17 protein-coding genes and 1 pseudogene are annotated in these 23,901 nt (G+C 70.1%); 15 read left to right on the forward strand and 3 right to left on the reverse strand.

From position 1 onward, the window contains the following. Positions 1-435: 435 nt before the first annotated feature. From DKT68_RS19615 to DKT68_RS19625, 3 genes are all read left to right on the forward strand, one after another. Positions 436-738 carry a hypothetical protein gene (locus tag DKT68_RS19615; protein WP_109818861.1) on the forward strand — a complete coding sequence of 101 codons (303 nt, stop codon included), beginning with the start codon at positions 436-438 and terminating at the stop codon, positions 736-738. Further along, a complete protein-coding gene (locus DKT68_RS19620) occupies positions 735-2,375 on the forward strand; it encodes an amidase (protein ID WP_201749109.1) in 1,641 nt (546 codons plus the stop codon). Before DKT68_RS19615 ends, DKT68_RS19620 begins: the two co-directional genes overlap by 4 nt. 256 nt (positions 2,376-2,631) lie before the next feature. Further along, entirely contained in the window at positions 2,632-5,154 is a 2,523-nt protein-coding gene (locus tag DKT68_RS19625; RefSeq protein ID WP_109818863.1) for a M14 family metallopeptidase, read from the forward strand. A 247-nt stretch (positions 5,155-5,401) separates the two neighbouring features. On the opposite strand, the gene DKT68_RS19630 is transcribed toward DKT68_RS19625, so the two are convergent. Beyond that, entirely contained in the window at positions 5,402-7,297 is a 1,896-nt protein-coding gene (locus tag DKT68_RS19630) for a M14 family metallopeptidase (protein ID WP_201749110.1), read from the reverse strand. Positions 7,298-7,616: 319 nt separating this feature from the next. Here DKT68_RS19630 and DKT68_RS32075 point away from each other — a divergent pair. Together DKT68_RS32075 and DKT68_RS19640 are read left to right on the forward strand one after the other, a co-directional pair. Next, positions 7,617-7,733, forward strand: a pseudogene (locus DKT68_RS32075) (LD-carboxypeptidase); the annotation flags it as partial. Positions 7,734-8,023: 290 nt separating this feature from the next. Continuing rightward, on the forward strand, positions 8,024-10,552 hold the full coding sequence (locus tag DKT68_RS19640; RefSeq protein WP_109818864.1) for a LamG-like jellyroll fold domain-containing protein: 2,529 nt from the start codon (positions 8,024-8,026) through the stop codon (positions 10,550-10,552). Between the two features lie 273 nt (positions 10,553-10,825). Here the strand turns inward: DKT68_RS19640 and DKT68_RS19645 are convergent, their stop codons facing one another. Continuing rightward, positions 10,826-11,557 (reverse strand): FkbM family methyltransferase, encoded by a 732-nt coding sequence (locus DKT68_RS19645; RefSeq protein WP_109818924.1) that lies wholly within the window; start codon positions 11,555-11,557, stop codon positions 10,826-10,828. A 791-nt stretch (positions 11,558-12,348) separates the two neighbouring features. Between DKT68_RS19645 and DKT68_RS19650 the strand changes: the two genes are divergently transcribed. The 7 genes from DKT68_RS19650 to DKT68_RS19680 all read left to right on the forward strand — a co-directional run bounded on the left by DKT68_RS19650 (position 12,349) and on the right by DKT68_RS19680 (position 20,314). Next, positions 12,349-13,512 (forward strand): S8 family peptidase, encoded by a 1,164-nt coding sequence (locus DKT68_RS19650; protein WP_146218398.1) that lies wholly within the window; start codon positions 12,349-12,351, stop codon positions 13,510-13,512. Positions 13,513-13,516: 4 nt separating this feature from the next. Then, complete coding sequence (locus DKT68_RS19655; protein ID WP_109818866.1) at positions 13,517-14,119, forward strand: RNA polymerase sigma factor; 603 nt, start codon at positions 13,517-13,519, stop codon at positions 14,117-14,119. After that, a complete protein-coding gene (locus DKT68_RS19660; RefSeq protein WP_109818867.1) occupies positions 14,116-14,604 on the forward strand; it encodes a peptidase associated/transthyretin-like domain-containing protein in 489 nt (162 codons plus the stop codon). The genes DKT68_RS19655 and DKT68_RS19660 overlap by 4 nt, the downstream gene beginning before the upstream one ends. Continuing rightward, a complete protein-coding gene (locus DKT68_RS19665; RefSeq protein WP_146218399.1) occupies positions 14,561-17,137 on the forward strand; it encodes a CHAT domain-containing protein in 2,577 nt (858 codons plus the stop codon). Before DKT68_RS19660 ends, DKT68_RS19665 begins: the two co-directional genes overlap by 44 nt. 65 nt (positions 17,138-17,202) lie before the next feature. Further along, the gene (locus DKT68_RS19670) at positions 17,203-18,156 is read left to right on the forward strand and encodes an SH3 domain-containing protein (protein WP_109818869.1); all 954 of its coding nucleotides are present in this window, start codon (positions 17,203-17,205) and stop codon (positions 18,154-18,156) included. A gap of 649 nt (positions 18,157-18,805) precedes the next feature. After that, positions 18,806-19,036, forward strand: a complete 231-nt coding sequence (locus DKT68_RS19675) for a hypothetical protein (RefSeq protein ID WP_109818870.1) — start codon at positions 18,806-18,808, stop codon at positions 19,034-19,036. A gap of 93 nt (positions 19,037-19,129) precedes the next feature. Continuing rightward, positions 19,130-20,314, forward strand: coding sequence for a radical SAM protein (locus DKT68_RS19680; protein ID WP_109818871.1), 1,185 nt, complete (start codon positions 19,130-19,132; stop codon positions 20,312-20,314). A 108-nt stretch (positions 20,315-20,422) separates the two neighbouring features. Here DKT68_RS19680 and DKT68_RS31195 read toward each other — a convergent pair whose 3' ends face one another. Then, a complete protein-coding gene (locus tag DKT68_RS31195) occupies positions 20,423-20,605 on the reverse strand; it encodes a hypothetical protein (RefSeq protein ID WP_161556682.1) in 183 nt (60 codons plus the stop codon). A 153-nt stretch (positions 20,606-20,758) separates the two neighbouring features. Here DKT68_RS31195 and DKT68_RS19685 point away from each other — a divergent pair, with 153 nt between their 5' ends. From DKT68_RS19685 to DKT68_RS32080, 3 genes are all read left to right on the forward strand, one after another. Continuing rightward, a complete protein-coding gene (locus DKT68_RS19685) occupies positions 20,759-21,322 on the forward strand; it encodes an RICIN domain-containing protein (protein ID WP_161556683.1) in 564 nt (187 codons plus the stop codon). A 132-nt stretch (positions 21,323-21,454) separates the two neighbouring features. Then, positions 21,455-22,750: a trypsin-like serine peptidase gene (locus tag DKT68_RS19690; RefSeq protein WP_236646975.1), complete on the forward strand. Its 1,296-nt coding sequence runs from the start codon at positions 21,455-21,457 to the stop codon at positions 22,748-22,750. Positions 22,751-23,481: 731 nt separating this feature from the next. Continuing rightward, positions 23,482-23,895: a hypothetical protein gene (locus DKT68_RS32080; RefSeq protein ID WP_236646976.1), complete on the forward strand. Its 414-nt coding sequence runs from the start codon at positions 23,482-23,484 to the stop codon at positions 23,893-23,895. Positions 23,896-23,901: the final 6 nt, after the last annotated feature.

Consider the following 23,901-nt stretch of genomic DNA (forward strand, 5'->3'; position numbering starts at 1 on the left):
GTCACTCCGATCTGGCCAGCCTCACCCGGCGAATGGGTGGATGGCATGAGTTGAACGGGCAGGTCTCGGTCAGCAAGCATACACACCATATGGACGACTGGCGATCGAAGAGCGATCATGCCGAACGCGATCAACAGCCTGGTCACGCCCTACTACGGCCTGGTCGGCGACAAGTCCGGCGGTGATCGCCGTCGGCTCGTCGTGGGGCTCCCGGAACCCTCCGAGCTGGTATCTCTCCGACAGTCCAGCCGTGCCCGAGTATTGACGCTGCACTCCCGCCGACTTGACTCCCTCCTTCAGCCAGCCAGCCTCATCCCCTGGTGATCGGCAAACTCAAATGTTGCTCAACTTGTGCCCGCAGCGGGCTGTCGCGAATGGCGCCCGGCCTACGGTCAGCTCACCTCTACCGGATCACGCAACGCCCCTGGGAGTGTCATGGCACCTACTCCGCCGACGGATGCTGAGCTGAACGTTCTGATCCGCGCCCGGCTCGCCGCGCTCGGCATCGACCTCGACCAACTTCCGCCCGGGACCACCCCCGACCCCGAAACCGGCTCGCCCGGCCGGGACTCCGTGCTCGCCTCCCTGCGCTCCTTCGTGCGGGGGACCGTGGCGACGCTCGCCGCATACCAGCTACCCGCACCCGTTGGCACCGATCCCGAGGTCGCAAACGCGCTGTCGCAGCAGCACGTGCCGGTCCTGTACCCCTCCAACAGCACGGAATGGCGGAAGGCATGACGTCCGAACCGTTCGATCGCACGGTCGACCGCCGGGCATTTCTGGCCCGCGCTGCCGCGCTGGCCACCGCCTCAGCCGTGGGCGCCACCGTCGGACTGCCCTCGGTGGCGCTGGCGAGCAGCAGCCTGTCCACCAACACCGGGCCGGGAACGAGGAGACGGCCGCTGGACCAGCCCAACGCCTACACCGAGCCCCGGCCGGCGGCGCTGGCCGAGCCGACCGAGCTGACCATCGCCGAGGCAGGCTGGCTCATCCGCGCCGGCAGACTGACCCCGGAGCAGTTGGTCGAGGCGTACCTGGCCCGCATCTCCCGGTACGACGGCAGCTACCAGGCGTTCAACCTGGTGCTCGCCGACGCCGCCATCGCGGCGGCGAGAGCTGCCGCACGCCGGCCCCGAGACGGCGTGCTGCACGGCATCCCGTTGGCCATCAAGGACAACTACTACACCGAAGGAGTCCCCACCACCGCCAACTCCTTCCTGTTCCAGGACTTCGTGCCGCCGTACGACGCGACCGCGGTGGCCCGGCTGAAGGCAAGCGGTGCGATCGTGCTCGGCAAGACCCAGATGGGCCCGCTGGCGACCACCCGCGCCACCACGCCGGCCGGTGTGGTCACCACGGTGAACGCCTGGGCGCCGACCAACCGTGGCATCGACCCGGGTGGGTCGTCCACCGGCACCGCCACCGCGGTCGCCGGCCGGATGGCCACCTCCGGCATCGGCACGCAGACCGGCGGCTCGATCACCGCCCCGTCCAACGCGCAGAACCTGACCGGCCTCAAGCCGACTATGGGTCGGGTCTCGGCGGCCGGCATCATCCCGCTCACCTACACCCGCGACCATCCGGGACCGCTGGCTCGGGACGCCAAGGACGCCGCGATCATGCTGACCGCGATGGCCGGCGAGGACTCCATGGACCCGCGCAGCCAGGGCCTGCCCCAGGTGCCCGACCTGATCGACGCGGCCAGCCCGGTCTATCACCGCCGCCGCGTCAAGCTGCGCTGGAACACCCGGATCGGGGTGCTGCCGGGCTTCGCCGACGGCACCTCGCCCACCGCACTGGCCCGTGCGGCGTACCTGGCGCAGCTCGCCGCGATCCCTGGCGCCACCCTGGTGGACGTGCCGCTGCCGGACGAGTGGAGCCTGTTGACCGGCAGCACCTTCAACAACGCCCGGCTGCCCGAGCGCACCGAGCCGTTCATGCCCTACCTGCGCACCGACCTGCGCGGCTTCGGGGTGTCGGTGACCAGCTGGCTGCAGGGAGCGCTGCTGGGTGGCAACGAGTTCATCACCACTCAGCGGGCCAAGCTGCTGCTGATGGACCGGGTGCTCAACGAGCTCTTCGACGGCTGCGACGTGGTGGTGCAGACCGACCCGGTGCCCTTTGACATCCTGGGCCTGCCCGAGATCGCCTTCCCGATCGGAGCCACCGCCGCCGGGCTGCCGATCGGCACCATCCTGGGCGGCCTCCCGTACGCCGAGGACCGGCTGTTGTCGGTGGTGGCCGCCTACCAGGCGGCGACGGACTGGCATCTGCGGCGGCCGGCCGACCCGCCGACCGACGCCGGCGCGCGTGGTGCGGCTCCGGCCCAAGAGCTCCGCCTGACGGCTGAGGAGGTCGCCGAGCTCAGCCAGTAACGTGCGAACGGCGGGCAGTCGATGCCCGCCGTTCGTTTTTCCTCATTGCCGGTGGCGAGGCTCAAGATTTCCTCAATTGCCACCCTGAGCGCTCCAGACATCGATCGAAGCCTGTTGAATCAAGTCATCCGAGTTGGCGCGGCCGCCCCTGCCGGACCCTTTTCCGTCCTGTACTGCGAAGGGGTGTCAGGTGAAACAAAGATTGTCTCGGACGGCGCTGCCGGTCGTATGCGCGCTGGCTCTGATCGGTACGCCGGTGTTGACATCGGCGAACACCGCTACCGCCTCGAACCGGGTACCGAAGCCGGAGTCGGTGATCGGCTGGACGCCGTGTGCCGACTACAAGCTGGCCACCTACGAGCAGATCGCCGACTACTACCGCAAGCTCGACAAGGCCAGCGACCGGATGAAGCTGGTGGAGATCGGCAAGACCAGCGAGGGACGGCCGCAGCTGATGGCCATCGTCTCGTCGGAGAAGAACCTCAAGGACGCCAACCTCAAGCGCTACCGGGAAACCTCGGTACGCCTCTCGCAGGGCGACTCGCTATCCGAGTCGGAGGCGCGCGCGCTGGCGAAGGGCGGCAAGGCCATCGCCTGGGTCGACTTCGGCATCCACTCCACCGAGGTGGCTGGGCACCAGACCGCCCCGCAGTTCGCGTACGACCTGGTGACCAGCGAGACGTCCGAGGCGCGAGAGATCCGGGACAACCTCATCACCCTGCTGGTGCCGAACGTGAACCCGGACGGCGGGACGAAGGTTGCCGAGTGGTACCGGCAGAACCTGGGCGGGCCCTACCAGGACGCCGGCTATCCCGAGCTGTACCAGAAGTACGCCGGACACGACAACAACCGTGACTGGTACATGTTCAACCTGCAGGAGACGCAGAACGTCGGGCGCCAACTGTTCCACGAGTGGATCCCGCAGGTCATGCACAACGTCCACCAGACCGCGGTCTTCCCCGCCCGGATCAGCATCCCGCCGTACGAGGACCCGCTGAACCCGAACATCCACCCCCAGGTGGTCCGGGGCGTCAACATCGTCGGTGACGCGATGGGCCAGCGGCTGGAACGCGAGGGCAAGGGCGGCGCGCTGGCCCGCCAGTCGTACGACATCTGGTGGAACGGCGGCGCCCGGACCGCGCCGTACTACCACAACCAGATCGGCATCCTGACCGAGACCGCGCACGCCTCCGCGACGCCGCGGTTCTACGACCCGGCGACCTTCCCGAAGACCTTCGCGGACGGCACCTCCACCAGCGAGCCCTCGGTCTTCTACCCGAGCCCCTGGAAGGGCGGCGAGTGGCACCTGTCGCAGAGCTGCGACTACATCAAGACCGCCTCGTGGGCGATGCTTCGCGTGGCCAGTGACGACCGCGAGGCCCTGCTCTACGGCGCGGCGCAGATGGCCCGGGACGGGGGGCGCAACGGCGCCTCGACCACCTACGTGATCCCCGCGGATCAGGCGGACTTCCCGACCGCCACGAAGCTGGTGGACAAGCTGCGCTGGAACAACATCCGGGTCGAGCGCGCGGTGAAGCCGTTCACGGTGGGGGACCGCAGGTACCCGGCCGGCAGCTACCTCGTCCGGGAGGCGCAGCCGTACCGGGCGGCGGTGCTGGACCTGCTCAACCCGCAGGTCTACCCGGATCGCCGGCTCTACCCCGGCGGCCCGCTCGAGCCGCCGTACGACATCACCGGATACACGCTCTCGTTCCAGATGGGCGTCACCGTCAACAAGCTCGATCAGGCCGTGCGGGCCGAGACCGTCGCGGTCGACTGGCCGACGGCGCCGACCGGCGCGGTGGCCGGTGCGCCGAAGTACGCGTACGCCCTCGACCCCCGGGTCAACGACAGCTCGGCCGCCGTGAACGCCCTGCTCGCGGCGGGGGACAAGGTCTTCCACAGCAGCGCTGAGGTGACCACCCGCACTGGCAAGCTGCCGGCTGGCACGTTCCTGGTCACACCGCGTCCGGGCACCGACGCGCGGGTGACGCGGCTCGCCACCCAGTTCGGGCTCAGCATCGCCGCGGTGGACGCGAAACCGGCGAAGGTGACCGAACTCGTCGCGCCTCGGATCGGACTGTACGACGGCTTCAACAACTACGACGAGGGTTGGACCCGGCTTATCCTGGACCAGTTCGGCTTCCAGTACGAGAAGCTGACGAACGCGTCGGTCCGGGCCGGTGACCTGCGGGCGAAGTTCGACACGATCGTGCTGCCCGACGCCACCTACAACTCGATGCGCAACGGCCGGGCGGCCGGCTCGCTGCCACCGGAGTACACCGGCGGAATGACCGATGCGGGTGTGGCCAACCTGAAGGCGTTCGTCGAGGCGGGCGGCACGGTGGTGACCCTGAACAAGGCCGCCCAACTGCCGATCAAGGCGTTCGGCGTACCGGTCAAGGACGTCACCGAAGGGGTACCGGAGACCACCTACAACATCCCGGGGTCGGTGCTGAACCTCAACCTCGACGCCAGTGACCCGGTCGCCGCCGGGTTCGGCCCGAACGCGTCGGCGTTCGTCGCCAACGGCCCGGCGTTCGAGGTCGACGAGGGCGCCGAGGGTGTCACGGTGGCGGCCACCTGGCCGAAGACGAAGCTTTTGAAGAGCGGCTTCCTCCTCGGCGAGGACGTCATCGGCGGCAAGGCGGCCGTGGTGACCGCGAAGGTGGGCGACGGCCAGGTGGTGATGATCGGCTTCAAGCCGCAGCACCGGGCCCAGTCGCACGGCACCTACCGGCTGCTGTTCAACGCGATGTACGTGGGGGGTCAGCGCTGACCTGACGTGGGTCGTGGTGGCCGAGCGCGCTCCTGCGCTCGGCCACCGCACGCGCGTAGGACGATCGTCCCGCGTCCACGATCAGTCCCGCCGAGCAGCCCGGTGCACCGGAGTCGTCCACCGCGCGGCTGCGCTCCTCGTCGACTCGCAGAAGGCCGACCGGATCCTCGCCGGACACCGGCAGCCGGTGTGGGACGACATGGCGAGGTCCCCGCCCCACACTGCGGGACGGGGACCTCTCGAGCGATCAGTTCAGCCGCGCCGACGCGGAGTCCAGGCCTCCCCGGACGCTGACAGCCTTCACCGTGATGGTGTCGGTGGCGGCCTTGACGACCCGCAGGCGGACCTTCTGCCGGTCACCCCCGTCCAGATAGAACTGGGGTGCGGTTCCGACGGCGCGGGCGCCCTCCACCTTCACGGTGTCCGGAGCGACGATCTTGATTTCCTTCGCCTGCTCGAGAGCGGTCGGGATGCGGCCGGTGTTCCGGACCGATGCCGTGATCTCGTGCGTCGCGCCGTCACCCTGAGCGCCCTTGAGCTTCTTGACCTTCACGTCGCTGAGGTCGACCTGCGGCAGGGACTCGGTCAGATACAGGTTGAACCGGGCCTGGTTGGTGGCCCACCCGCCGATCAGATCGGCCGAAGGGTTCTGCGACCAGAACTTCGGGTTGATGCCGCCGATCTCGACCGCCCCCAGCTTCGGGTGCTCCACCTTCGTCCACGGCAGGAAGCAGTTCGTCCGCCCGTTCTCGGCGCACCACCGCGACCGCTCCCAGTCGGCGTACCTGCCGTCCTTGTCGTAGTCGGTGAAGTCACCACCGTTCCAGATCTCGTCGCCGTACCAGATGGCGCCGTACTGGAAGTAACCGAAGTCGGGGCCGTGCCCGAACAGCGGCGTCGGCTGGCCACCGTTGCGGGTGGCGTAGTCGATGTAGACGCTCCCGGCATGCCGATAGCCGGTGAACGAGACCCCCGCCTTGTCGAAGTGCTCGTAGAGCTTGCGGTCGGTCGAGTACATGCACTCGACGGGATCGCAGGTCGAGGGCCCCCGCAGATGCATGGGCACCCGGGTGTCCATGCTGTTGACGGCGCCGATGTTGGTGTGCGACATCAGCCAGGTGTAGACGTGCCGGGTCTCCGGCTCGGACAACGGGTACTCGCCGGCGCCGCCCTGGGTCAGGTTCCGGTCGGTGGCGTCGTCCTCCGGCATGACGTGCCAGTTGTACGGGTAGTTGCGGTGCAGGTCCAGGCCGCCGACACCGTCCTCGTCGTGGCGACCGTCGCCGTCGTTGTCCGTACCCTCGGAGAACAGCAGGTAGTCGCCCTTGCCCGCGCCGACGTTGAGCATGGCGTTCCTGGCCGGGTCCCGCTCGTCGACGACGTGCGTCCCCTTGCCGGCGCCGACGTACTGGCGCATCTGGCTCAGGTACCCGTCACCGTTGAGGTCCTCACCCGGATCCTCGTCGCGCTTGCCGTCCCCGTCGTTGTCGTACGGCCGCACCGTCGACCGGTTGGTCTGGGCGGTGTACAGGTACATGTCGTGCCCGTCCGGGTTGTTGACCGGACGGATGTACACGGTCTTCTCGTCGAGCAGTTTGTCGACCTTCTGGTCGCGGCCGGCCTGCGTGATGAGGTGGTGCGCCAGCCACAGCGAGCTCTCGGCCGACGAGACCTCGCCGGAGTGCCGGTTTCCCTCGAAGTAGGCCGCCGGCTTGTCGGTGTCCGCGCCGGTGGACTTGTCCGTGATGGTCACCTGGTAGATCGGCTGGCCGCTGAAGCTCTCCCCGACGATGTGCAGGTCGACGATGTCGGGACGTTCGTGTGCCCACTTCCGCAGCCACCATTGGATCTCGATGCCGGTGTGGTAGTGGTCGAAGTCCATCTGGCCGGGGTTTTTCGGCTGCACCTGGTCGTACTTGACGACCTTGAACGTGCTTTCGCCGTCTCGTTGGCCGGCGATGGTGATGGTGGGGGACGTGGGGGTCACGCTGCCGGGGAACGGCCCCGGATCCTGCGGCGGCTGCAGGCCGACGGTGTAGGTGGGGGTCGAGGAGAGGGCCGCGCTGTCGAGGAGGTCCGTGCGGTCCGACCCCCAGAGGGGCGTGGCGCCGAGGAGGAGGGCCCCCGCTGCCAGGGCCGCCACCATGAAGAGCGGGCGCGGGCGTCGGCGGAGGTACTTGCTCCTCAGCGACCGCTCGACGGCGGCAGAGTGAGAGGAGGCTGGCGACTGACCGGATGAGGGCTGTCGAACGTCGGAACCCAAGGCAATCTCCCGTGTCACGTGGTGCGTGCCCGCGCGTAGGCAGGGGCAGCTACGTTCTGTGAGGGTTGCAACCCACTGGGTACTCGAGTTGGGATCACCGTAATCGGTCGGCACATAGATGTAAATGCCTGCATGCCGTTGGCTCCTTACCTCCGGCGGCATCGGAGCAGCGTGACGGCGGCTGTCCCGTCCACGGTGGGCAGTCATCTGCGTCGGCATCCCCTTCGGCCACACCCGACCGCAATGGATCCTTCCCCACGGCGGAGCCATCACCGTTGATGCCGTGGAACGTCGAATTTTCGACGACTATCGATAGGACCCTCCAATGAGCCCGGCGGCCGAGTTTCCGCCCGGCCCGTCAGCGCCAGGGATGCCCGCTGTTCGAGCGTGTTCGGTGGTGGCCGAATCGGCTCAGTCTTGTCGATATCTATTGACATCGCTGCCGGAGCAACGTTGGAATGTGTTCAGCCGTGACCTGCGCGTGGTGGGACCTGGCAGCGGGCACGTCCCGCCCCGGGAACATCGACCAGTGACCCGACCGCCCACCCTCGGAGCGCACCACTGGCAGCCGCCGCCCCCCGTCCGCACTCCCGAAGGGCCGACCGCATGACCCGACGCGCCTTCAGCCGACGCTGGCCATTCCTCGCCTTCGCCACCGCGGCCGTCCTGGTCGCGACCACAGCGCCGACCGCCGCGACCGCCGCGCCCCAACCCGGCGCCGACACCGGTTGGACGAAGGGAACACCGCCGCTCTCCACGCCATGGACGGATGACGTCTCACCCACCAACGCGCTGCCCGAATATCCGCGGCCGCAGCTGACCCGGTCCCGCTGGCAGAACCTCAACGGCGTGTGGGAGTTCGCCGGTGCGGCCGCCGGCGAGGCTCCGCCGGTCGGCGAGCAGCTGGCCGAGCGGGTGTTGGTGCCCTACCCCATCGAGTCGGCCCTCTCCGGCATCCAACGGCACGAGGACCGGATGTGGTACCGCCGAACCTTCACCGTGCCCGAGCGGTGGCAGGTCGGCCGGGGCCAGCGCCTGGTGCTGCACTTCGGCGCGGTCGACTACGACTCGAAGGTGTGGGTCAACGGCCACCAGGTGGCGACGCACCGGGGCGGCTACGACGGCTTCGACGCCGATGTCACCGACGCACTGCGGCCAGGCGGGCAGCAGGAGCTGATCGTCTGGGCCGAGGACCTGACCGACGCGACGTTCCAGCCGATCGGCAAACAGCGCCGGGTCGGCGACCGGGGCATCTTCTACCAGGGCAGTTCCGGCATCTGGCAGACGGTCTGGATGGAGCCCGTCTCGGCCAGGGGTGCCATCGACTCGCTGAACCTGACGCCCGACCTGGGCGACAAGTCCCTGCGGTTGCGCGCGAACCCCACATCCGGGGCCGAGGGCCTCACCGTCGAGGCCGTGGCGTACGACGGACGCAAGGCCGTCGCGCGCGTCTCCGGTCCGGCCGGGACCGACCTGACGATACCCATCGCCAAGCCCAAGCTGTGGTCACCCGACTCGCCTTTCCTCTACGACCTCCGGGTACGCCTGTTCGACGGCCGCAAGCGGGTCGACGAGGTCGGCTCCTACTTCGGGATGCGCGAGATCGGCAAGGCGAAGGGCGCCGACGGCAAGCTTCGCATGACGTTGAACGGCAAGATCCTGTTCCACATGTCCACCCTCGACCAGGGCTTCTGGCCCGACGGGTTGAACACCGCACCGACGGACGACGCGTTGCGCTTCGACCTGGAGCAGCACAAGGTGCTCGGCTTCAACACCGTCCGCAAGCACATCAAGGTCGAGCCCGGCCGCTGGTACTACTGGGCGGACCGGCTGGGGCTGATGGTGTGGCAGGACATGCCCGCGACGAAGCCCGGCCGCCCGACGGTCGAGTGGCAGCGGCAGTGGGAATCCGAGCTCGGCGAGATGATCCGGGAACACGCCGCGCATCCGTCGATCGTGGTGTGGGTGCCGTTCAACGAGGGCTGGGGTGAGTGGGACCGGGGCGCCACCGGCCGCATCGCCGACTCGGTGAAGCAGCAGGACCCGACCCGGCTCGTCAACGCGCACAGCGGCGTGAACTGCTGCGACTCCCTCGGTGACTCCGGACGCGGGGACATCATCGACCACCACCAGTACCTCGGTCCGGCGTCGCCACTGCCCACCGAAGGCCGGGTGGCCGTCGACGGAGAGCACGGGGGGATGGGCCTCGAGGTCGACGGTCACATGTGGTTCGGCGAGGGCGGCGCGTACTGGATGGCGCCGGACTCCGAAACGCTGACCCGACGGTACGTGGAGAACCAGCGCGACCTGCTGCGCATAGCGAACACCTGCGGGGTCTCGGCCGGCGTCTACACCCAGATCACCGACGTCGAGCACGAGGTCAACGGCTTCTTCACCTACGACCGCCGCGTCGAGAAGATGGACTTCGACCAGGTGCGCGCGGTGAACGAGGCGGTCATCCGCTCGGCCGACGGTACCGGCGCGAACGTTCCTCCGCCGCCGCCCGGCACGCCCGGGCTCACCGGAGTCGGCTACTGGCCGCTGGACGAGAACGCCGGCGACACGGCCAACGACGAGGCGGGCAACAATGACGGCCGGCTGGTCGCCGGGCCCACCTGGACGGCCGGCAAGACGGGTTCGGGCCTGCTGTTCAACGGCAGCAACCAGTACGTCGACACCGGCACGACCATCCTCGACACCACCGCCAGCTACTCGGCCTCGGCGTGGGTGCGGCTCGACAGCGCGGGTGGCGCCTTCCAGACGGTGGTGAGCCAGGACGGCGCCTCGAACAGCGCCTTCTTCCTGCAGTACTCGGGCGCTGACCGACGGTTCGCGATGAGCTTCGCCGGGGTGCGGGCCCTCGCGCCGACCACCCCGGTCGCCGGGCAGTGGTACCACCTCGTCGGTGTCCGGGACGCGGCGACGGGCCAGCTGCGCCTCTACGTCGACGGGCAACTCGCCGGGCAGGCGAGCGCCTGCCTCGGCGACGGTTCCACCGGGCCCCTGGTCATCGGCCGCGGCAAGTTCGGCGGCAACCCCGTCGACTACTTCGACGGCACGATCGACCAGGTGCACGTCTACGACCGCGCGCTGAGCGCCGCCGAAGTGACGGCGCTCTACGAGTCCGGAAAGTAGCACCGCGGGTTTCCCGGGAGGGGGCGACGACGCCCCCTCCCGGCCCGTGCCGGCGAACGGCCGGAAAGGACCATCCCGACGAGGACTCCGCCGCCGACGGCGATCTGCGGATCGGGTACGCCTCGAACCGATCACCCGGTGAGGCGCCCACTCTGAGCACCGCTTTTTTCGATGCCTACCGTGCCATTAGGGAACCAGCGCCACCGCGAAATCCTTCACGAGTACGAACATGCCGCGTGACCTGGGCCGACGAGGTTTCCGGCAAGGGCAGGGTCAGGCGGGCCGGGCGCGGGCGTAGACGTCGCCCGAGTTGGCCTCGTGGGGCAGCGCCCGCAGGTACGCCGCCACCTCGCCCGCCGGCCGCCAGCCATCAAGGGCGAACGCCATCTCGTCGCCGAGCGCCACGGTGAACGTGGTGAAGCCCAGCCGGGTGAGCCGGTCCAGGCAGTGCGCGGCCAGGTCCCGTTCGATGGTGGTGAACTCGAAGGACAGCGCCGGCAGGGGGCGGCTCAATCCGGCCAGCACGGCGTCCTCGAACCCCTCCACGTCGATCTTTACGAAGCCCGGCACGCCGTGCGCCGCGACCAGGGTGTCGAGGGTGGTTCCGGCCACCTCGATCTCGGCGTCCCAGATCTCGTCCTCCCAGCCGCCGGCCCCACCGGCGGCCTGCAGGAAGCCCGCCGACGCCGTGGAGATCGTCGGGTTCGCCGAGTTGACGTGCAGCCGCACCGGCCCGGTACACGCCCCGCACGCCGCCTCCACCACGGTCACCCGGCCGTCGTCCGCGTAGAGGGCGCGCAGCGCCCGGGTGCAGAGCGGTTGCGGCTCGACGGCCACCACGCGGGCGCCCAGCCGCCGGAAGCTGCCGAGCCGGTCGCCCACGTGCGCGCCGACGTCGAAGACCAGGTCCCCTGGGCGGACCAGGGGCGCGTAGAACGCGTCCATCGCCGCCTCGCGGGCCGGGTCGCCGTAGTACGCCTCCAGTGAGCGGCGCAACCCGGACATGGTCGGGTCCGCCTTGAGTGCCTCCACCGCGCTGAGGTCATCGACCACTGGTCTGACCGTAGTCGCGTCCGGAGCAACGCGAGGGCGGTTCGCGTCCATTTGCCGGGCACCCCTGGACACCAGCCTCCTAGGATGGCGTAGGCGGGGATCGTGGCCATCGTTTGGCGACGGCGAGTGCGCGACGTCCAGCGACGCTGCGGCCGTGGCAGCTTCAGCGGCGATACCCGGGTGCTCATGGCCGATGGCAGCACCACACCGATCAGCGAACTCAAGGTCGGTGGCGAGGTGCAGGCTGCCAATCCGGAGACGGGGGAGAGGCAACCGCAGGGTCACCCATCTCTGGATCCACCAGGACGACCTGCGCGCCTTCAGGTTGCGTCGTCAGCCGTACCGCGGTGGGCTCGTCGTCCGGCAGCGCCGCCGCCTCTGTCGACGTCGACTGCTGCCTGTGACTCAGGAAGGGCGGTGCCGTGCCCCGGATCGGGGAGCAGATGGGAAGCAACAGGCGCACCTTCACTGCTCAGCTTCAGCCCAGCAGGTACATCCTGTGTCGACGCCGAAGGTGGAGGCACAAGCCGTGGGGGCGGGTCCATCTGCAGTAAGGGAGCCGACAGACCCCTGAGATACACATCGGATGGCTATCGTCGATGCGCCGGCCGGGCCATTGGCGGCGGCAGCGGAACGTGCTGTGCTGGTGACCACCGACCCGCGCCGGGCGCGGGGCGGTCCTGAGTGAATCGCCCGTACTACCGGGAGGTCAGGTGTCCCGCCCCCCTTACCGTCCTGACGTCGTGCTCACGCCTGCGTGGGTGGCGGAGCGTCCGGAGACGGTCGAGCGGCTCAACGGGCTGCTGGCCGAGGCCGGTCTTGGCCGGCCGTTGTCCCCGCCGGCCGCCCCCGCACCGCCCGCCGTCGAACTGGTCGAACTGCCCGTCCAGGGTGACCCGGTGGCCGTGGCTCGGGCCAGCCGCCGGCTGGCCGGCCGATCCGACGGCGACGTGCCGGAGTGCCTGCCCGACTACGAGTGCATGGCCGCCACCGTGGAGGACGACGCCCGGCTGGAGGGGAGTCTCTACCCGTACTTCCGGGCCAGCGGCTGCAAGAGCGGGCATGGCACCATCGCCTGGCTTCCGGCGCCCGACTACGTGATGCTGCCAAAGCCCCTACGGCGCCCGGCCAGCCAGTTCCCGGCCGGGCGGCCCGTGGTGGCACTGCTCGACACCGGGGTGCGAGAGCACGACTGGTTGGTGGAGACCGACGGCGAGCCGTACTGGGAGGAGGCGCAGGGATGGACGCCGCTGCGCACCATTCCGGAGGTCGCCGGCCAGGAGAGCCACGGCGAGGAGACAGACGTGCCGGACTTCGGTAGTCATTGGGGGCACGGCACCTTCCTCGCCGGACTGGTCCGCCTTGAGGCGCCCGACGCGCGGATCCTCTCGTTGCGGGTGATGAGCGACGCGGGCCGGGTCAGCGACCTGAACGCGGCACACGCGCTGAACTGGCTGGCGGACCGGGTCAGCGACGGCCACCGGGTCGACGTCGTGCTGACCGCGTTCGGCCGCCCGGGGGTCGGCGAGGAAGAAGAGATGAAGCCGGTCCGGGAGGCGCTCAAACGCCTGGCGGACCGGGGCGTTCCGGTGGTCGCCTCGGCCGGAAACGGCGGTACGGACAGCCCGGTCTATCCGGCAGCCTTCGCGGTCGACCCGACGCTTACGGTGATCAGCGTTGGGGCCTGCGCCTCGCCGACCGCCCGGGCGCCATACAGCAATCACGGGGTGTGGGTGCGCCAGTGGCACGAGGGCACCAACGCGGTGAGCGTCATGCCATTGTCCACGGCACCGGTCACCCTGCTGGGCGCGTACGCCTACTGGAGCGGCACCTCGTTCGCGGCTGCCCGGTACGCGGGCCGGCTCGCCCAGGGGCTGGTGCCGGCATCCGTGCGGCTACCGGACTGACGCCATGTCCAATGTGCCGGTGGACCGCGCGGGCGCATCGCTCGACCGCGCGGCACGCCTCGGCGAGCGCCTCGAGCGGGCCAGGGCGGGCGACCGGGATGCCCTCGACGAGGTGGTCCGGGAACTCAACCCGCTGCTGTGGCGCGTCGCCCGGGCACAGGGCCTCGCCGCCGAGGAGGCCGCCGATGTCGTCCAGACGACCTGGCTGGAGCTGGTACGCGGACTGCACACCATACGGTCCTCGAGCGCGCTCACCGCGTGGCTGGTGACCACCACCCGCCGGGAATCCTGGCGGGTACGTGGGCTCGCACAGCGGCAGACGCCGCATGATGCGGCGACGCTGGAGTCCTCGCCCGACCCGGATCCCGGCCCGGCCGACCAGCTGCTGTCCGAGGAACGTGACCGGGCGCTGTGGCAGCACGTCGCGCGGCTGCCGGAGCGGTGCCGGGCGCTGCTGCGGATCGTCGCGCACGTCGACCGCCCCGACTACACGGTGGTGGCCGAGGCGCTGGGCATGCCGCGCGGCAGCATCGGGCCGACCCGTGGCCGGTGCCTGGCGAAGCTGCGGGAGATGCTGGCCGCCGACTCGACGTGGAGCCCGACATGACCGCCCCGTACTCCGCCGACCAGCCGCTCGACGACCTGGACCAGGCGATCCTGGACCAGCTGGCCGCGGTGCTCACCCGGCTCGACCCGCCGCCCGCCGACCTCGACGACCGGGTACGCCTTGTGCTGGCACTCGACGACGTTGACCGGGACGTCGCCCGGCTGCGCGAAGAGCATCTCGTCGGCGCGGTGCGTGGCACGGAACGGACCCGCACCCTGACTTTCGACGCGGAGAGCCGAACCGTGATGATCACGATCGTGGACCGGCCCGACGGCCTGGTCCGGATCGACGGCTGGCTCGCGCCTGGCGCCGCCGTACGGGTCGAGCTGCGGCACCCCGCGCCGGACCCGTCCCAGACGGTGGAGTCCGACGCGTCCGGCCGGTTCGTGCTGGACGGCGTGCCGCACGGCCTGGCGCAGGTGGTCGTGCACCCGGCGCGGGGTGAGCACGCACCGCAGGTGGTCACGCCGGCCCTCGCTCTGTGACGTGGACCCGGCCGCGCTCGCTCGCCGGGCCACCCGCTGGCACGCGGCGGGCCTGGCGTCCAGCGACGCCGGCCAGCCGGGGCGGGCCGCCCGGGAACTGCGGGCGGGCCTGCGGCTGGCAAAGCGCCACCCCGCCCTGCGCGACATCCACGCCCGCCTGCTGATCAGCCTCGCCTGGGCCGAGTCCGAGCGAGGCCGGGTGGAGCTGGGCTTCCGGCTGCTGGACGAGGCCGAGGCACTCGTGGCTCCGCCGCAGCGGCCGATCCTGCTCGGCCAGCGGGCCCTGCTGCTCAAACGCAGCGGCCGCAACGCGGAGGCGCTGCGCCAGTACGACGAGTCCATTGGCCTGTTGAGCGACCTGACGCACCCGCCCGATCTGGTTAAGGCGCTCAACAATCGCAGCCTCGTGCACCTGGAGGCGGGCAACGTCCGGCTCGCCCGGGCCGACCTGCGGCGCTGCGCCGAGGTCGCCGCCCGGCACGGGCTCGGCCTGCATGTGGCCATGGCGCGGACGAACCTGGGTTGTCTCGACGTGATCGCCGGTGACCTGCCCGCCGCGCTGCGTGCCTTCGCCCGGTCCGACGCCGACTACCGGGTGCTCGCGCCGGGTCGGCTCGCCAACCTGGCCGTGGAACGGGCCCGCGCGCTGGTCGCGGCCGGGCTGTACCGCGAGGCCGAACGGCAACTCGCCAGCGCGGTGGAGCGGGCGACGCAGCAGCAGCTCGGACACACGTACGCGGATGCTCTCCAGGTTCGCGCGGAGGCGGCCCTGCTTGCCGGCGAGCCGGTCGCTGCCGCGCGGTGGGCCCGACGCGCCCGTGCCGCGTTCCTCGGCCGTACCAACGTCCGCCGTGCGGCCCTGGCTGCCCTGCTCGAGCTGCGCGCCGACCAGGCGGTCGGCGAGGTCGACCAGGCGACGGTGGCCCGGCGCGCCGGGGTGCTGGCCGGCCGGTTGGCCCGGCTCGGGCTGCCCGAGGACGCCCGGGTCGCCGGTATGGTCAGGGCCCGGGCGCTGGTGGCCGCGGGACGACCCCGCCGGGCGGCGGAGCTGATCGGGCGACAGGCCGGACCACGGCGGACCGATCGGCTCGACACGCGCCTGCTCTGGCACATGGCCCGCGCGGAGGTGGCGGCCTCGGCCGGCCGGTCGGCCGAGGCCCGGCGGAGTCTGCTGGCCGGAATGACCGCCCTGCACCGGCACCGCGCCCGGTTCGGCTGCGCCGACCTGCAGACCGGGGCCGCAGTGCACGGCCGCGACCTGGCCCGGGCGGGGCTCGCCGCGGCGCTGGCGGAGGGCTCCGCCAACGCCGTCTACCGGTGGTCCGAGCGGGCCCGGGCCCAGGCGCTGCTGCTGCCACCGGTGCGGCCACCCGACGACCCGGTCGCCGCCGAGGCGCTGGAGGAGCTGCGCCAGCTACAGCACCGCGTCCGGCAGGCGGAACTCGCGGGCCGCCCGACCCTGGCCTTCCACAGTCGGTTGGAGGCGCTCCAGCGGGTGATCCGGGAGCGCGCCTGGGCGACGCCGGGTCCCCGGGACGCGGCGCCGCCGACGCCGGCGCCGCTGAGCGCCGTGACGGCGCAGCTGGCCGGCGCGGCGCTCGTGGTGTACGTGGCCGCCGGGGACGTCCTGCGCGCGCTGGTGGTCACTGATCGGGCGACCTCGGTGGTGGTGCTCGGCGACCGCGGCACGGCCGAGGAGGCGGTACGACGGTTGCGCGCCGACCTGGACGGGCAGGCGGGCCGTGCCATGCCCGCCCGGCTGGCGGCGGTGGTCCGCGCCGCGACGCGGCAGGACGCCGACCGAGTGGGCTCGATGGTGCTCGATCCGGTGCTTCCGCTGGTCGGCGACCGGGACCTGGTGGTGGTCCCGACCGGGCTGTTGCTGACCACGCCGTGGCACGCCCTGCCCGCGTGCGCGTCCCGGCCGGTCACGGTGGCGCCGTCGGTCGGGGTCTGGCTTGCCGCCCGGCGCCGCCTGAACGCCGGCAGGCCCGCCGCCGAGTCGGCGGCGGTGACGGTGGTGGCGGGACCGGGAATCCCCCGGGGTGAGGCGGAGGCCCGGGCCGTCGCGTCGCTGCACCAAGGTGCCGTGGTGCTCACCGGGCCGGAGGCGACCCCGGCGGCGGCACTCGCGGCGATGGCCGGCGCCGGCCTCGCCCATATCGCCGCGCATGGGCAGCACCAGACCGAGAACCCGCTGTTCTCCACCCTGGAGCTGGCCGGCGGCCCGCTGATGGGATATGACGTGCAGGAGCTGCGGACCGCGCCGCGTACCGTGGTCTTGTCCTGCTGTGACCTGGGCCTGACCGACGTGCGGCATGGCGACGAGGCGCTCGGCATGCCGACCGCCCTGCTCGCCGCAGGCACCGCCACGGTCGTCGCTAGCGTCAGCCGGGTCGCCGACGAGGCGGCCACGGAGATCATGGTGGCCTATCACCGGGCGGTCGTCGCGGGCCGGCCGCCGGCGGCAGCACTGGCGGAGGCCGTACGCGGCAACCAGCCCCCGAGCTTCGTCTGTTTCGGCGCCGGCTGAACCGACAGCACCAGAGTCCTGCCGACAGCAGGTATCCAGGATGCCGCCCGGCCCCCCATCCAGGCATGACTGACCACAATGCGAGGAAGCTCCGCCGCCGGGCGGGTCTCGCCGCCGGCCTCACCGTGCTCGCCCTGGCAGCCGGTCTCCTGCCGGGGTGCCGCACGAACGGCGGCGCGGCCAGCGGCGGTGCCGAAAACCGCCCCGACACGGCCAACGGCCTCGCGAAGATCGCCGGAGGCGGCTGCCCGGTGGCCGGCACCCGGAGCGGCGGACTGCTCCCGAAACTGGACGAGGAAAGCTACACCTCGATCGAAAACCCCTGCCTGCCGTACGTCGACCTGGTAAGCGAGGTGACCCAACGGATCGCTCCTGGGCAGCGGCCCCGGGTCGACCAGTTCCTCGACAACCTCGGCCGCTTTGCCGACCGGCTCGGGCAGGTCAACGACGCCGTCCAATGCGCCTACCAGACGGACCGGCTGGCGGTGCGGATCTACCAGAGTCGGCGCGACTCGTGGGCGGTCGGCGTTGTAGCGGTCCTCCGTGGCCGCCTCGGCGCGGTCGCCAACACCACCGCCTGCTTCCTGATCAAGCAGATCCCGCTCTTGGATCTGGCCACTCAGGGCATCGGACCGGAGCAGGACAACCCGGCGTACTGCTTCGACACCAGCCACCAACAACGCGACGGCGAGGACTACACCATCATGTGGATTGGCTCGTCGGCGTTCACCTGCCGGGGACTCCAGGACGGGCTGGTTCCCGGCAACGGCCGGCTTGTCGCGGTGAAGGCCCGGCCCACCGTGTCGCTGCGCGCCGGCCCCACCATGGGCGACCAGGTGCTGCGGAAGGTGCCCGACGGCACGCTGGGCCGGGTGACCTGCTACCGCACCGGGGAAGCCGTCAAGGACGACGACGTTTGGGCCCGGACGACCGTCCTCGGCGACACCGGCTGGATCGCAGCGGCCTACCTGGACAGCGCTCTGCCGATCCGCGGCACCGGGTTGTGCCCGGACAACTGAGACGGCACCGTGCGCGCTGGCGGGCGATCCCACGGGCGGCCGGCTCACCACCGGCCACGTACAGAACGGTGACGGTGAACGTCAGCGCAGCGCTCGTCGCGCCGCACTGCGCATGCGGAGGACGCCGGGCTGACGCCGACCGGTCCGCCCACCCATCGACCAGCAGGCCGCCGCGACCCGGTCGATCCGCGGCCCCGCCCGGCGAGCAGTGGCAGGAAGTCGCCGACGAAATGCCCCCGGCGCTGCACCCACCCCACATTCGCCGCCGAGTTGCCCACCGCAGAGCGGTTTCATAGCGAGTGGCTTGCGCCAGGCCGACACGTGGGCTCTCGGCAGCGAAGGGCGGCCTGTTCCAGTCCGCCACTTCTCGCTCCACAACAAAGCTACCGCCCAGCAACAGGCGTCGGGAACGTTGTGGAAGCACGGCACCCACGCGCGCCGCCGACAAGTCCGAAAGCCGGGCGGCCTGCGGACGCTGAAACGCCTGCACCGAACGTCCGCAGACCTCCATAGCGGACATCGCCGCTGACCGGTGCGGGGGCACCCGGTTGGGGAGAACCCGACAGATCGGTATCTGCTACCGGCCCTCCCGCCACGTATCCAGAAGACCGGCGGGAAGTCGTTCCGGCCGGAGAAGGGAGCAGGACAGATGTGCGGTATTCAGATCGGTGCTGAAGAGCTGGAGAACATCCTCGTCAACCGAGGGCCGGGCGCCTCCGGTGAAGAGGCCGTCGCCTGCGGCGTCCAGATCGGGGCGCCGGAGGTGAGCCGGGTTCTCGCCAACCGCAGCTCCGCACAGCTCGAGGACGCCGCCTGCGGGATCCAAATCGGCGCGCCGGAAAACGCCACGCTGCAGCACAACGCCGGCCCGAACGCCTAGAAGGGTGCATTACCGCGGGGCCCGTTGGCGGCTGCGACCGGCCGACGGGCCCCGCTGACCCGACACTCAGGACCATTGATGGAAGGAAGAGCCATGATCGGCACCCGCCTGGACGACATCGACGCGCCGCGCCTGATCCGCAGTGAACACGGCTGGTGGTTCATCGGGAACCAGACCTGGACCCTGCTGCGCCCCGAGTGTGTGGGGCCCGACGGCACGGTGGACGACGCCACCACTGGCTTCCTTCGCCGCATCGGGGCGTTCCAGCCGCGTATGCCGGCCTCGTTCTCGCTGACCGTGCTCACCACGACCACCTGCAACCTCGGCTGTGGCTACTGCTTCCAGAACACCGGGCTGGACAACACAGGCGGCGCACGGCCGCCGCGGATCCGGCGGGCCTGGCTGGACACCGGCATCGTCGAGCGCATCATCACATTTGCCCGCGACCGGATGCGTCGGTGCGAGCTGGATCGCCTTTACCTGCTGCTATTCGGGGGTGAGCCGCTGCTCAACCCGCGTGGCTGCCTCACCCTGCTGGACCGAGCCCGCGTGATCGGGCTCGACCAGTGCGCCATGACCACGAACGGCGTTCTGCTGAGCCCGAGGCTGGCCCGCGAGCTGTACGCGGCAGGTCTCAACGGCGTGCAGGTGACGTTCGACGGCAGCCGGGCGGACCATGACCAGATCCGGGTCAAGCGGTCTGGAGCGCCGACCTTCGACACCATCCTGCGCAACGTGGCTCGCGCGACTGAGGTCACCGGGCTGAACTGGAATCTGCGGGTGAACGTGTCGCACCACAACTTCGACCGGATCGCCGACCTCGTCGGGGAACTGGCCGCCGGCCTCAGCCCCGACCGGTGCACAGTGACGTTCGCCTGGGTGGGCGACGCGGGCTTCGGGTACCGCAACACCATGCGGCACATCGATGATGTGAGCGATGCGTTCGTGAGCTGGAGCATCGCGGCATTGGAAGCGGGCTTCCGGATGGTCCGACCCAGCATGAGAACCACCTGCCACATCTGCTCGGTGCCCGGAGGTCGGTACGGCGCCGTGGTCAACGCCGACGGTCAACTCTTCAGCTGCTGGCAGTCGGCCGGAAAGCCCGGCTTCGAGGTGGGCAGCATCGACGAGGGGTACCTGGACGTGGCCAGCGTCCCGGAACGCTGGGTGCGCTGCGGTTACGAGTACGAACAACCGAAACCGGCGCTGGCCGACACCTTCCAGGACCGGGTGGACGGCCGGTTGCTGGACTACCTCTACACCAGCGGCCGCCTGTAACCCTGTCGATAAGACAACGCCGATCAGCACGTCAGCACCCGACCTGCTTCGACGGCCCGCGCCGGAGTTGAGTCGAGCAATGCTGGAACCCGCTTCCGAAGCTTGCCATCACCTGCGCCAGCCCGCGGCCCGCGCCGGGGTCAAGTTTGCGGCGAACGCGCGCTGCGGGGTGCGCAGCGCGGCGGCGAGGGCGGGTACGTCGTTGACGCCATCGCAGCAGGCGTGCCGATGCCGGTCCACGTCGAGATCGCGACGATCAACACCCTTGCCCGCACGGAACCGCACCGCCATGCCGAGTCCCGGCTTCCGCCGATATCCACGACGGCGCCTTCCACTCGCACACCATCGCGAAGCCGATCCTCGCCCGCGCCCGACGCGGACGTATCTGGCGCCAACCGGCTACCCCTCTATGGATATCGCCAACTTTCATTGGAAGGAACGGTCATGAATATCCTCAGCCGGACGTCCATGGTGCTCGCGGTGTGCGCCGGACTCGTAGCCGCCAGCCTGGTGGTCGCCTCGCCTGCCAGCGCCGCCACCGAGTACTCATTCAGATCCCAGAGTTCCGCCACCAGCGAGCACCCCTTCGGCAGCCTGTGTATCGACGTGTCGTACGCCAACACCGCCAACGGCACGGCCATCAAGCAGTGGCCCTGCGACGGAGGCCCGGCCCAGAAATGGACCATGGTCTACGAGGGAAGGTGGGACGGCGTCGTCTACTACCAGCTTGTCAGCTCCCTCTGGTCGCCAGACGGACCCAAGTGCCTCGACCTGCCCTGGGGCAACCCGGCAGCCGGTCAGACGCTACAACTGTGGGACTGCCTGGGTGTCGCCCGACAGCTCTGGTCCGTCACGCAGGTACCCGGCGCGAATGGCTACGCGCTGCGCAACCTCCAGACCGGGCAATGCGTCGATGTCCCCTGGGGCGACCCCATCGCGGGCAACGCCGTGTGGCAGTGGACCTGCAACAACACCGCCGCCCAGCAGTGGGTCTTGCGCGCCTGGTAGACGGGCCGCCGCCTGATCAACCGCTCGGTTGATCAGGCGGCGGCCTGGAATACCGACCTGGTGTTCTCGCCGCCCTATGGTTCGCTGGCCAGGCACAGAACGGCAGCTATGACATAGATGGGATTACATGTCTTGCGTGATCTCAGGTATGAAGGCCGAAGGCACGTCTCGGTGCTGATTCCTGAGAAGGAGCGACAGATGAAACATGCCCTGCGCCGCCTACGAACGGGGGCGGTCGCGCTTGCTGCCTGCTCACTTGGGCTGAGCCTACTGTCGGTGCCCGCCGCCGAGGCGTACTCGGTTGCCCCTCTCGCGCCACAATCCGAGCGGGCACCGGAATCGAATCAGTTTTCGGCAGAGGGTGTGACCACGATCGGTGAACTCCGCACCGTCGACAGCTCCCTGTCCTACGCCCCCAACGGCGCGACACAGATCATTCAGCACCCCGGTGCCACCTACGTCAAGGTGCACTTCAGCTCACTGCGACTGGCCCAAGGCGACTACGTCACCGTGTCGAGCCGCGACGGCAAGGAGAGCCACCGGTACGACCGCCACCTGAACCGGGCGACCGGTTCGGACTACACCACCGACGGACAGCCGGGTTTCTGGGCGATGTCGGTGGAGGGCGACACCGCCGTGGTGACGCTGCACAGCAGCCGCCCCTCACGTGGCAGCGCCGCCACCATTGACCGGTTCTGGCGCGGATACGACCGCACGGAGATCGCCGCGCACAACTTCTCCACCCAGTCCGTGTGCAGCACCGACGCCCGCCGGGACGTGGTCTGCTACCAGAACAGCCACCCCACCGAGTACGCGCGCGGCAGGGCGGTGGCGCGGCTGCTGATCAGCGGCGGTGGACTGTGCACCACGTGGCGGGTCGGCAACACCAACCGGATGCTGACGAACAAGCACTGCTTCTCGACGCAGTCCGCCGTGAGTGGCAGCGAGATGCAGTTCAACTACCAGTGCGCCACCTGCGGCGGCGCGAATCCCGGCGCCGGCACCAAGGTCAGCGGTGCCACCCTCTACAGGGTGAGCAGCGGCGGCTCCAACCAGCTGGATTACACCCTGTTCTCGGTCAACAACTTCGCCGCCATCCAGGGATTCGGCACGCTGTACCTGGCAACTTCCGCCACCAGCAACGGCACCCGGATCTATGTCCCCGGGCACGGCGACGGCAGCGCGAAGCGGCTGTCGATCTACGAGGACACCCAGAACGGCGCGACCTGCGCCGTCCGGAACGCGAACTACAACACCTGGAACATCAGTTACAGCTGTGACACCTCCGGCGGCAACTCGGGTTCACCCGTGCTGAACGCCAGCCACCGTGTGATCGCCCTGCACCACCTCGGCGGTTGTCCGTCGAACCAGGGCGCGAAGGCGCACCTGATCTACAACGAGATCGCCAGCCTGATCGACAACGGCTGAGACGGTGGGCCGCCGATGCGCGCACTGCGCCTTGGCGGCCCACCGGCATCCTCGCCGCTCGACCTCGGCGACGGCGTCGCCGGACGGCGCCGCGCGTCGATGAGGTCAAACACGGGCTTAAGCTGGCCGTTTTTCCACTTGCCACGTAGCTCTGTACAGCAGCGAAGTACAGCAACAGCTCATTGATCGAGGCTTCGCCGAGCTTCCGCAGGGCTTCACGCGTGACCTTGGACGAGACCTGGCTGTAGATCTCCATCGTGATCGGGAAGTCCGCGTGTCGCAGGACCGCCATCGCGATCCGCGGATCCGCGTCCAGGTCGACCAGTAGGGAATCGCAGGTGCGCCGGGCGTCATGGACGGTGATCTTCGGAACCCCGCGCTGCCGATCCGGCTGTCGTAAGAGCGGTTGAAGCTCTGCGGCTCGACCGGCAGCCGGTCGCGGGTCGTGAAGACCATGCCGGTGTCGTGCCACGCCTCGCCGGCTTTCTCTCTGGCCGCCTCCTGTTGGCGGTGGCGGCGCAGCGCGGTGACGCAGATGGCCGGCAGCGGCAGGGAGCGTCGAAGTTTCGTGCGGGCTGCCGACGGAATCAGGCCTGGTCGCTCAGCTTAGCCGGTCAGCGATCGTTTGCCGATGTTCGCCGCCTACCAGCGGGCCGGGTGGCACCCTGGGCACGTGGACTGGGCAGGGAGCTGGGGAAAGGCGGCATCGGGATCACGGTGAAGGGCCTCTGATGCGTACCGCGTTGATCGTAGTAGCCGCGCTGGCGGCGGCGGTGGTCGTGGACCTGATCTCCGGCTTGCTGGTCCGCCGGGTAGCCCGCGGCCGCTACAGGTGGCTGCTGGAGCCCCTGCGGCAAGCCTGCCGCCGCCCGGCGGCAGCGGTCCTGCTGGTCGGGGCGCTGTACTACACGCTGCCGTTCGGGCCGGCCGGGTGGCAGCGGAGCCTGCGGCACGTCGCCCTGCTGGTCCTGGTCGTCTTCGGCGCGTGGCTAGTGATCAGGGCGTTGCACGCCGCCGAAGCGGTCGCGTTCAGCCGACTGCCGGGCGATGTGGTCACCAGCCGGCGGATCCGGCGGGCCCGACCCAGATCCGCCCGGTGCGGCGGCTCACCGTCGCCGTGGTCACGATCGTCGCGATCGGCCTGATCCTGA

Source organism: Micromonospora acroterricola (assembly GCF_003172955.1).
In the GTDB taxonomy this organism is placed as follows: domain Bacteria; phylum Actinomycetota; class Actinomycetes; order Mycobacteriales; family Micromonosporaceae; genus Micromonospora; species Micromonospora acroterricola.

Bases quoted from the DNA above. Each gene is read 5' to 3' on its own strand.
- DKT68_RS19645 (WP_109818924.1), bottom strand. From the start codon at position 11,557: ATGTCCGGGTTGCGCCGCTCACTGGAGGCGTACTACGGCGACCCGGCC.
- DKT68_RS19685 (WP_161556683.1), top strand. From the start codon at position 20,759: ATGAATATCCTCAGCCGGACGTCCATGGTGCTCGCGGTGTGCGCCGGA.
- DKT68_RS19675 (WP_109818870.1), top strand. From the start codon at position 18,806: ATGTGCGGTATTCAGATCGGTGCTGAAGAGCTGGAGAACATCCTCGTC.
- DKT68_RS19615 (WP_109818861.1), top strand. From the start codon at position 436: ATGGCACCTACTCCGCCGACGGATGCTGAGCTGAACGTTCTGATCCGC.
- DKT68_RS32080 (WP_236646976.1), top strand. From the start codon at position 23,482: ATGCGTACCGCGTTGATCGTAGTAGCCGCGCTGGCGGCGGCGGTGGTC.
- DKT68_RS19670 (WP_109818869.1), top strand. From the start codon at position 17,203: ATGACTGACCACAATGCGAGGAAGCTCCGCCGCCGGGCGGGTCTCGCC.
- DKT68_RS31195 (WP_161556682.1), bottom strand. From the start codon at position 20,605: ATGGCGGTGCGGTTCCGTGCGGGCAAGGGTGTTGATCGTCGCGATCTC.
- DKT68_RS19655 (WP_109818866.1), top strand. From the start codon at position 13,517: ATGTCCAATGTGCCGGTGGACCGCGCGGGCGCATCGCTCGACCGCGCG.
- DKT68_RS19620 (WP_201749109.1), top strand. From the start codon at position 735: ATGACGTCCGAACCGTTCGATCGCACGGTCGACCGCCGGGCATTTCTG.
- DKT68_RS19660 (WP_109818867.1), top strand. From the start codon at position 14,116: ATGACCGCCCCGTACTCCGCCGACCAGCCGCTCGACGACCTGGACCAG.
- DKT68_RS19680 (WP_109818871.1), top strand. From the start codon at position 19,130: ATGATCGGCACCCGCCTGGACGACATCGACGCGCCGCGCCTGATCCGC.
- DKT68_RS19640 (WP_109818864.1), top strand. From the start codon at position 8,024: ATGACCCGACGCGCCTTCAGCCGACGCTGGCCATTCCTCGCCTTCGCC.